The organism is Pseudomonas endophytica (assembly GCF_001411475.1).
GTDB classification, from domain to species: Bacteria; Pseudomonadota; Gammaproteobacteria; order Pseudomonadales; family Pseudomonadaceae; genus Aquipseudomonas; species Aquipseudomonas endophytica.
In genome coordinates, this window is sequence record NZ_LLWH01000045.1 from 1 (window position 1) to 10,007 (window position 10,007).

A 10,007-nucleotide genomic window follows, 5' to 3' on the forward strand; every position below is an offset into this window, starting at 1 on the left:
CGAGGCCGAAATCAGCATCCACCTCGAACGGCCACACGCCGACCTGTTGATCACCCGCAAACTCACTGACTATCGTTTGGCGCTCTACGCCAGCCCTGATTACCTAGAGCGCGCACCGCCCTTAAACAGCCGTGACGACTTGGCCAACCACTACTGGATTGGCTACGTAGACGACCTGCTGTACAGCGAAGAACTTAAATTCATCAACCATTTTTGCCGCAACCCGACGGTAACCTTCAGCAGCACCAGCGTCATCGCCCAACAACAAGCAGCCCGCGCCGGGCTGGGCATCGCCGTGCTACCCAACTACATGGCCAGCAACGACCCGCAATTAGTACGCGTTTTGCCCGACGAGTCAGTACAACGCAGTTACTGGATTAGCACCCGACGAGAGCTTCATAAGTCGGTAAGACTGCGAGTGGTGTGGGATTTTTTGCTGGAGTTGTGCAGGGAAGAGCAGGGGGTGTTACTGGCGCCGTAGGTAACGTTTATCTATCCAAAGTAAAAAGCCCGCCCTGTCTGACGACAGGACGGGCTTTTAAATCGGGTGTGGATAAGCCTCTATCCTCACCTACACACGCATCAGAAGTCCAAGTTAGACACTGCCAATGCGTTGCTCTCGATGAAGTCACGGCGCGGTTCTACGGCGTCGCCCATCAAGGTGTTGAAGATTTGATCGGCGCCGATCGCGTCTTCAATGGTGACTTTCAGCATGCGGCGCACGCTTGGGTCCATGGTGGTTTCCCAGAGTTGATCAGGGTTCATTTCGCCCAGACCTTTGTAGCGCTGGATGGTGTGGCGTTTAGTGCTTTCGGTCATCAGCCAATCAAGCGCTTCTTTGAACTCGGTCACCTGCTTGCGACGCTCGCCACGCTGAATGTACGCGCCGTCGTCGAGCAGGGTGCTCAGTTGCGCGCCTAAGGTCACAACGGTTTTGTAGTCGTTGCTGCCGAAGAAGTCGCGGTTGAAGGTGATGAAGGTCGAGTGGCCGTGGGAGATCAATTCAACTTCTGGCAACCAGACGTTACGTTCACGGTCTTCACGCAGGCTGGCTTTGTACACCAGACCAGACTTCTCAACCAGACGCAGACGCTCTTCGTACTTGGCCATCCACGCTTGCATGGCCGTGTGGTCGCCCAATTGCTGAAGGGTCACGGCAGGCAGGTAGATGAAGTGCTCGGTCAGCTCCTGTGGGTACAGGCGCGACAGGCGCTTAAGGGTTTTCATGACCATGCGGAAGTCGTACACCAGACGCTCCAGCGCTTCACCGGAGATGCCAGGCGCATCTTCGTTGAGGTGCAGGCTGGCGTCTTCAAGGGCCGACTGGGTCATGTATTCTTCCATGGCGTCGTCGTCTTTGATGTACTGCTCGTGCTTGCCTTTTTTCACTTTGTACAACGGCGGTTGAGCGATGTAGATGTAGCCACGCTCGATCAGCTCAGGCAACTGACGGAAGAAGAAGGTCAGCAACAGGGTACGGATGTGCGAACCGTCAACGTCAGCATCGGTCATGATGATGATGTTGTGATAGCGCAGTTTGTCGATGTTGTACTCGTCACGGCCAATACCGCAGCCCAGTGCGGTGATCAAGGTTCCGACTTCTTGCGAAGAGATCATCTTGTCAAAGCGGGCTTTCTCGACGTTGAGGATTTTACCTTTCAACGGCAGGATCGCTTGGGTACGACGGTTGCGCCCTTGCTTGGCAGAGCCGCCAGCAGAGTCACCCTCCACCAGGTACAGTTCGGACAGTGCCGGGTCTTTTTCTTGGCAGTCAGCCAACTTGCCTGGCAAGCCTGCGATGTCCAGCGCGCCTTTGCGGCGGGTCATCTCACGGGCTTTACGCGCCGCTTCACGGGCACGCGCTGCGTCGATCATTTTGCCGACAATCAGCTTGGCTTCGTTCGGGTTCTCGAGCAGGAAGTCGGAAAAGAACTTGCCCATTTCCTGTTCAACAGCGGTCTTCACTTCAGAAGACACTAGCTTGTCTTTGGTCTGAGAGCTGAACTTAGGATCTGGCACTTTCACCGAGATAATGGCGGTCAAACCTTCACGGGCGTCATCACCGGTGGTGGCGACTTTGTGCTTCTTGGCCAGACCTTCAGCTTCGATGTAGGTGTTTAGGTTACGCGTTAGGGCAGAGCGGAAGCCGACCAAGTGCGTACCGCCATCACGCTGCGGAATATTGTTGGTGAAGCACAACAGGTTCTCGTTGAAGCTGTCGTTCCACTGCAACGCAACTTCGACACCAATGCCATCTTCGCGCTGAACATTGAAGTGGAACACTTGGTTGACCGTGGTCTTGTTAGTGTTCAGGTAATCAACAAACGCACGCAGACCGCCTTCGTACTTGAACAGCTCGTCTTTGCCCGAACGCTCATCTTTGAGGACGATGCCCACACCGGAGTTCAGGAAGGACAGCTCACGAATACGCTTGGCCAAAATATCCCAGCTGAAGTGAATATTCTTGAAAGTCTCGGCAGACGGTTTGAAGTGAATCTGAGTGCCGGTGGTGTCGCTTTCGCCAACGATGGCCATGGGTGCTTGAGGCACGCCGTGCACGTAGGTCTGTTCCCAGATTTTGCCGCTACGGCGCACAGTCAGTATCAGCAACTCTGATAGGGCGTTTACAACCGAAACACCTACGCCGTGCAAGCCGCCGGATACTTTGTAGGAGTTGTCATCGAACTTACCGCCAGCGTGCAGTACGGTCATGATGACCTCTGCCGCGGAAACGCCTTCTTCTTTGTGCACATCGACCGGGATGCCGCGGCCGTTATCGCGCACGGTGATGGACTCATCCGGGTGGATGGTGATGGTAATGTCGTCGCAATGGCCAGCCAGCGCTTCGTCGATGGAGTTGTCGACTACTTCGAACACCATGTGGTGCAGACCGCTGCCATCGTCAGTATCACCAATGTACATACCGGGACGTTTGCGTACGGCATCCAGGCCTTTCAGCACTTTAATGCTCGTTGAGTCGTACGTTTTTTCTTCGCTCAAAGCCTTCACTCCCGATGGTCGTGGGTCTGGGTGATACTGCCCTGTTCCACGTGGAACAGAGCAACTGGCGTTTCCGTCTGCCAGCCTTCCCTCAATAATTCGTGATCTACACAGGTGATAAAGACCTGGCAGCGTAAGTCTTCCAACAAGCGACACAGTGCGTTGCGATGCTGCTCGTCCAGTTCGGACGGCAAGTCATCCACCAGATAAATACATTGGCCGCGCCGGGCTTGGCTAACTAAATGCCCTTGAGCAATACGCAACGCACACACCACTAACTTTTGCTGCCCGCGAGACAAAATGTCTGCCGCATTATTGGCACCTATCTTCAGGCGCAAATCAGCACGTTGTGGCCCGGCTTGGGTATGGCCCATTTGCTGGTCCCGGTGGACAGACGCAGCGAGTACAGCACTCAGCTCTCGGTCTTTGTCCCAACCACGGTAATAACTCAGCGTTAAACCTTCGAGCTCAAGCAGCTCACTTAAGGTCTGCTCAAAGACGGGCTTTAAGGCTTTGATGTAAGCGCGGCGGTATTCATCAATTTCAGCACTGGCCAGGCACAGTTCTCGGTCCCAGGCCGCTTGTGAAACGGCGTCGAGTGTACCATGCCGCAGCCATGAGTTCCGCTGCCGCAAAGCCTTCTGTAGCCGCTGCCAAGTCGACATAAAGCGCGGTTCGACGTGGAACACACCCCAGTCGAGAAATTGCCGACGAATTTTGGGAGCGCCTTCCAGAAGACGGAAGCTGTCAGGGTTGATTAATTGCAATGGCAGGATCTCAGCCAATTGCGCAGCGCTGCGCGCATTTTGACCGTCGATCCGAATATGAAACTCCCCATTTCTGTCCCGCGAAATCCCCAGCGCACTGTGTCCGCCTTCGGCCAGTTCTACTTGGCCAAACACTGTGCAGCTCGGCAATTCGTGCTGAATGACCGGCGTTAAGCGAACGCTGCGAAAGGAACGCGCCAGCCCCAGCAAATGGACGGCCTCCAGCACGCTGGTTTTTCCGCTGCCGTTGGCGCCGTACAGAATATTAATGCGGGGGGAGGGGGAGAAGGTCACCGGGTGCAAATTACGGATCCCGGTGACGGTGACGCGACTGAGTGACATCTAGCGTGGGCTGTGCATGAAAAGACCCAAACCACACCCGCGGCAAGGTCGCAGGAAGACTGCAGTCGATAAAAACAGAATCACGTCGCCATTTCCTCGCACGCTATAACCCAAAGTCGAACCACTTAAAATTTAGGGAAAACTTTAAGTACTTCGCCTGAAAAAAATTCTTCGGATTGTATCTTTTTCAGCACCCCGAATGTAAGAAAGGAGCACTCAGGGCTGGGCGCGAAACTGGCAGGGACTAAAAGGCAGCTTATTTAGACTGAGGCCAAAAGCGCTCGCCACCGCCCGGTGCCTCGGTCCATGCCTGCAACGTGCGCGTGGGTAAGTCGAAATAGTCCCGTGTGCGCGCATAGCCATGCCCGCCCATGCGACCGATGGCATCAAGCCCCAGTTGATCAATGTAGAGGGTTTTGGGGTCGATCAACTCATCCCGCACATGGGCCATCAGCACTTCGCCCAAGATAATCTCCCGTGATTGCCCAATGGACAGGGCCATCATCCGGCGGCACTCCAAGGCCACCGGCGCTTCACCGATACGCGGGCATTTGACCCTGGTACCGGCAATCGCAGTCAGACCCGCAGCGGTCAACTCGTCGAAACCGGGGGCGAAGGGCACAGCGCAGACATTCATCGCCTCCACCAATGCATCGCTGACGATATTGACCGTGAACTCCTGATTGAGCTGGATGTTGCGCGTGGTGTCCTTGGGGCTAAGATCGCCGTAGTTTTCCACACCCAATGCCAGAATCGGCGGGTCCGCGGACAGCGCATTAAAAAAGCTGAAAGGCGCAGCGTTAACCCGCCCCTCGCCATCAATGGTCGTCACCAGCGCAATGGGGCGAGGTACGACGCTACCGATCAGAATTTTGTATTTTTCGCGCGCACTGAGGGCGCTGAAGTCGAAGCTTTGCATGGGCAGAACTCTCTAGGAAAGGGGGTCAATCACGCTCAGCGGCGCTTGTGCGCTGTAGTCGTCGGCGTAGGGGATGGCCGGTTTAAAGAGGGTTTTCCAGTCCGGCTGGCCGGCCGCTCGAACGCTATGGCTGCGCATCAGGGTTGCGAATTGTCGTTGGGCCTGCTGTTGCAGGGTGGGGTAGTCGACACCTTGCACTTGCCCGTCATGCATCACGCAACGGCCGTCGATGTAACTGGCGATGCAGTCGTCACCGCGACCCGCCAGCACGAGGTTTTTTAGCGGGTCAAACAGTGGTCCTAGGTGCATCCCGCGCAAGCTGAACACAGTGATATCGGCTTTCGCCCCAGGGGCTAGACGCCCGATGTCATCTCGACCTAACGCCTTGGCGCCCCCCAGCGTGGCGGCGTTGTACATATCCAGCGCAGAGGTCAGCGTATTACCGCCTTCCATAAGACGAGCGATGTTCAACCCTTGGCGCATGTTGTCCAGCAAGTCTGCTGGCCAGGTATCAGTACCCAACGCCAAGTTGATGCCTTGGGCCTGATAACGGCCAAACGACTGCAATGCCTCACCATCCCGAGCAAACACCACCGGGCAATGCACCACGCTCGCTCCGCTCTGCGCCAGCCGTTGTAGGTCTGATAAGCCGTCGGTGTAAATGCCGTGGGGCAGTACACTGCGCGGGGTCAACAGGCCCAACTGCTCCAGCCAAGCCAACGGCGAAGCACCGCGCAGGTGTTTAACCATCGCTACCTCGTCCAAGCCCTGACAGCAGTGCAACCGCACCGGCGCGTTCAGTTCGCGACTCAACGCCGCGGTACGTTGCAGCAGCGCAGGTGTACACGTTTGAATGCGATCGGGCAGCAGCGCACCGCGAATCAAGCCTGCGTGTGCACCTTCAAAATCAGTAAAAAAGCGCTCAGCCGCATCAAGCCCGGCCAAACCGCGGGCTTCATCCCAGTGATGTCCCAACGTGCCATCGGCGCGCCAGTAACTCATGCCGCTCATGTAGCAGGGCCCGAGATAGGTCCGTAGCCCCAATTCAGCCGCCACACCGGCCACCGCCGCAAATTCATCGTAGGTTTCGGCCCACTCGCGGTAATACATCGAGGTGATCGGCATGGCGGTTGTGATCCCGTTACGGATCAACTGGGTGAAGGCGTAGCGGTATTTGAAAACCTCCTCTTCGGCGCTGTAACTCTCTTTTGGGCCAGCAGCCAGATACGCTTCAGACCACATTCTGCCCATATTGGGCTCATCGCCGTTGTCCAGCGTCAGTACCGTGGAGTCCAAATCACCGAGTGCATCCAGGTCGATGAAGCCTGGGCCGATCAGCGCGTTGCCATAGTCGATCCACTGATCCACCGGGCCTGAGTAACCACGGCCGACAAATACGATGTGCGAGCCTTGGAACACCACTTCGCCGTCGCGCCATAACACATGCTGCGTGCCGTCAAATCCGACCACGCAGCTGCTTTTGAGGGCGATGGTTGTGTGGGGGCCGGGCTTCATAAGCGGCTTTCCAATAAACGACCTTGCGCGGCGATCAACTCACCACGGCGATAGACCTGCCGAACTGGTCGCGACACCACCGCCTCACCGAGGGTTTGCACCGGCATCAACAGAAAGTCCGCCGGTTTACCGATCTCCAGTCCGTACTGATCACAGCCCAACGCCAGCGCGCCATTGACTGTCGCTGCGTCAAACGCTGCCGCCAGTTCCTCGTCTTTGTTCAAATCAAAGCGGAACGCCAGCAGCATCGCCCGCTCCAGCATGTCGCCGTTACCCATCGGCGACCACGCGTCGCGAATACCATCTGAACCGAGGCACACGTTCACCCCGGCCTCGCGCAACGCGAGGAAGGGCGGCACTGCGGTGTCGGCTGGCGCCGAGCTCATCAGTGAAATCCCCAGTTTTGCCAAGCGTTCGGCCACTGGTTTGACCTGACTCCACGGCAACATGCCCAAGCAATACGCGTGACTGATCATCACTCGGCCCTGACGTGCGTAGCGTTCGGTGTAGTCAGCAATCAATGCGATTTGCCACAGCCCCAGCTCGCCTTTGTCATGCAGGTGAATGTCGACGCCTCGGTCGAATTCGCTGGCCAATTTGAACACCACGTCGAGCTGGGCCACAGGATCGTTATCAATGCCACACGGGTCCAACCCACCGACGTTTTCGACACCCTGCACCAAAGCTTCGCGCATCAGCTCGGCGGTACCGGGGCGGCTGATTAAGCCGGTTTGCGGGAACACCACCAGTTGCAGATCAATCAGGTCGCTGTAGCGCTCACGCAGCTGTTGTATGGCCTCAACGTGACGCAGGCCGAAATCGGGGTCGATATCGACGTGACAGCGCAAGGTCAACGACCCGCGGGCGATGCAGTTTTCCAACAGCGCCCCAGCCCGCTCGGCGATAGGGCTTTGAATTTCGCTCAATACTCGGCGTTCGTTGCTGATGTAATCCTTGAGCGTCGGCCCGGCGCTGTTCGGGCGCCAAGGCTGACCCCACAAGGTTTTGTCCAGGTGAGCATGGCTTTCGACCAGCGCCGGGGTCATGAGCTGGTGCTGGCCGTCAATGTCGGTGGCGCCGAGGGCTGCCGATGATGCGGGACGACGCTGTGTAAACAGGCCATTTTCGATCAAAAAGTCTTCGGCATGAGAGCCGTAGGGCCGCACATTGCGCAGCCAGCGGGGCTGGGTCATTGCATACCTCTGTAGTCTTTGAATGGGGAGTACGGCTTAGCGAGCAAGCCCGCTAAGCCGAGCACTCAGTGCTCGATCAGCCTTTGAGCTTGGACCAGATCCGGTCTTGCAGCTCACGTGCCTTGTTACTGCATTCCTTTTCTGGCCGCAGGCGCGAGGCAAACGCTTCGGGCATATTGATTGCGTCCATCACCCGCCATTTCTCGTCGATCAGTTTTTCGCTCTGAACGCCGTTGTCATAGGCAATTGCATTGGACACAGCCGCAGCGTTCTCAGGCTTCATCATCCAGTCGATGAAGATTTTTGCGTTGCCTGGGTGTGGCGCACTTTTAGGTACGGCGAAGTTGTCTTGGAACATCGCTACGCCTTCACGCGGGTACACATATTTGATGGTGTTCTTCTGCAACGTGGCGCGGGCGGTGGAGCCGTTCCAGTTTTGCATCATGATCACTTCACCCGAGGCCATACGGTCGACGGTGTTGTCCGAGCTGTACATTTTCAAAAACGGCTTCTGTTTTTGCAGTAACTCAAGAATGCGCTTGGCGTCTTGCGGGTTTTCGCTGCACTCGTCGATATTCAAGTAGTGGCTGGCGGCGTTGATCAAACTGCTGGAGGTATCCAGAGCAGCGATCTGACCTTGCAGTTCTTTGCGAGGCTCAAAGAATTCTTTCCACGAGTCGTCCAGTTTGCCGCCGGGCACCCGCGCACTGTCATAAGAAAACCCGGTGGTGCCCCACAAGTAAGGCGCCGAGTACTTACGGCCTGGGTCGAAATTCGGATCGCGGAACGCTGGTCTGACGTACTGAAAGTTGGGCAATGTCGACGCGTCAATTTCCATTAACAGGTCTTGGTTGATGAGCGTGCGCATGATCGACTGCGACGGCACGATGACGTCATAGGCCGCGCCACCGGCCTGCAACTTGGCCAGCAGGGTTTCATTGCTGTCATAGCCATCCATGGTGACCTTGATGCCGGTTTCCTTTTCGAATTTGGCCAGCAAATCCACCGGGTAGTAATCGGTCCAGTTGTAGAAAAATAACTCCTTGGGCTCGGCAGCCTGTGCGGCAAAAACGGTAAAGCAACTGAGGGCCAGACCGACGACGCCGTGACTGATTTTTTTCAATTTCATGCTTTTTCTGTTCATAACAGCAGGCTCCAGGCTCATTGTTGTTTACCGCGCTGTCCCAGCCAAAAGGCCAGCACCACCAGCACGATGGAAATCACCAGCATCAGGGTCGAGATTGCGTTGATCTCCGGCGTCACGCCGGCCTTGATCGCGGAGAAGATGTACACCGGCAAGGTCGTCGAGCCTGGGCCCGCCACGAAGAAGGTCATGATGAAATCGTCGAGGCTGACCACGAACGCCAGCACCGAGCCGGACAACACGGCCGGCCACAGCAGCGGTAACGTCACTCGGCGAAACACCTGCCACGGGTTGGCGTACAGATCGTTGGCCGCCTCAAGCAGGCTTTTATCCAAATCATTCAAGCGCGCACGGATCGGGAGATACGCGAAAGGAATGCAGAAGCCGATGTGCGCGACGATGACGGTCAACAAACCGAGCTTGATCCCCAGCGCCATAAATAGCAGCAAGGTGGCTACCGCGGTCACGATCTCAGGCAGGATCAGCGGCAGGTTGATCCCGCCTTCGACCACTTTCTGCCCGTAGAACGGTCGATAAGTTGCCAACGCCGCAAGAAGCGCAATGGTCGTGGCGCAGACCGTGGCAATGCTCGCGACGATGATCGAGTTGAGCGCCGCTGTCTGGATCGACGGGTTGGCCAAGATCCGTCCATACCACGCGAACGAAAATTCGGTCCAGACCGTTGCTGAGCGGTTAGCGTTAAAGCTGTAGGCGATCAGGACAAAAATCGGCACATACAGATAGGCGAGTATCAGCAAGCTGACTTCGCGGGTCAGCGGTAGCTTCTTCAAGTGCAGGGCGATCATACGGTGGCTCCCCGACGTAGGGTTTTGGCGGTGCGGCGGCTGTAAAGCGCGTAAAGCACCAGCGACAGCAGCAGAATGCCTAGCAAGAGAAACGACAGTGAACTGCCTAGAGGCCAGTTACGTGCGGTGCCGAACTGTTGCTGGATCAGGTTGCCGATCATCAAGGTCTTGCCGCCACCGAGAATCGCCGGGGTGATGAATGCGCCAAGGCTCGGCACGAACACCAACAACGCACCGGCAATCACGCCAGGCATCGACAGAGGCAGAAAGCGTCGCTTGAGTGCGTGCCAACGGTTAGCGCCGAGGCCGTACGCCGCGTGC

The 10,007-nt window shown here is 56.8% G+C and carries 9 protein-coding genes; 1 reads left to right on the plus strand and 8 read right to left on the minus strand.

The window, feature by feature from the left end; genetic code table 11:
* On the plus strand, positions 1-481 hold a 481-nt coding region (locus tag AQS70_RS04635; protein WP_241492798.1), incomplete at its 5' end, for a LysR substrate-binding domain-containing protein.
* Positions 482-582: 101 nt separating this feature from the next.
* Here the strand turns inward: AQS70_RS04635 and gyrB are convergent.
* From gyrB to AQS70_RS04675, 8 genes are all read right to left on the minus strand, one after another.
* Positions 583-3,000 carry a DNA topoisomerase (ATP-hydrolyzing) subunit B gene (gene gyrB / locus AQS70_RS04640; RefSeq protein ID WP_055101748.1) on the minus strand — a complete coding sequence of 806 codons (2,418 nt, stop codon included), beginning with the start codon at positions 2,998-3,000 and terminating at the stop codon, positions 583-585.
* 5 nt (positions 3,001-3,005) lie between these two features.
* Entirely contained in the window at positions 3,006-4,109 is a 1,104-nt protein-coding gene (gene recF, locus AQS70_RS04645; protein ID WP_055101744.1) for a DNA replication/repair protein RecF, read from the minus strand.
* A gap of 256 nt (positions 4,110-4,365) precedes the next feature.
* Complete coding sequence (locus AQS70_RS04650) at positions 4,366-5,028, minus strand: flavin reductase family protein (RefSeq protein WP_055101745.1); 663 nt, start codon at positions 5,026-5,028, stop codon at positions 4,366-4,368.
* Between the two features lie 12 nt (positions 5,029-5,040).
* Positions 5,041-6,543 carry an amidohydrolase family protein gene (locus AQS70_RS04655; protein WP_055101746.1) on the minus strand — a complete coding sequence of 501 codons (1,503 nt, stop codon included), beginning with the start codon at positions 6,541-6,543 and terminating at the stop codon, positions 5,041-5,043.
* Positions 6,540-7,736, minus strand: coding sequence for an amidohydrolase family protein (locus tag AQS70_RS04660; protein ID WP_055101747.1), 1,197 nt, complete (start codon positions 7,734-7,736; stop codon positions 6,540-6,542). Before AQS70_RS04660 ends, AQS70_RS04655 begins: the two co-directional genes overlap by 4 nt.
* Positions 7,737-7,812: 76 nt before the next feature.
* Complete coding sequence (locus AQS70_RS04665) at positions 7,813-8,865, minus strand: extracellular solute-binding protein (protein WP_055101749.1); 1,053 nt, start codon at positions 8,863-8,865, stop codon at positions 7,813-7,815.
* A gap of 32 nt (positions 8,866-8,897) precedes the next feature.
* On the minus strand, positions 8,898-9,686 hold the full coding sequence (locus tag AQS70_RS04670; protein ID WP_019822500.1) for an ABC transporter permease: 789 nt from the start codon (positions 9,684-9,686) through the stop codon (positions 8,898-8,900).
* A partial coding sequence (locus AQS70_RS04675) for an ABC transporter permease (protein ID WP_156355004.1) occupies positions 9,683-10,007 on the minus strand: 325 nt, incomplete at its 5' end. The genes AQS70_RS04670 and AQS70_RS04675, both read right to left, overlap by 4 nt.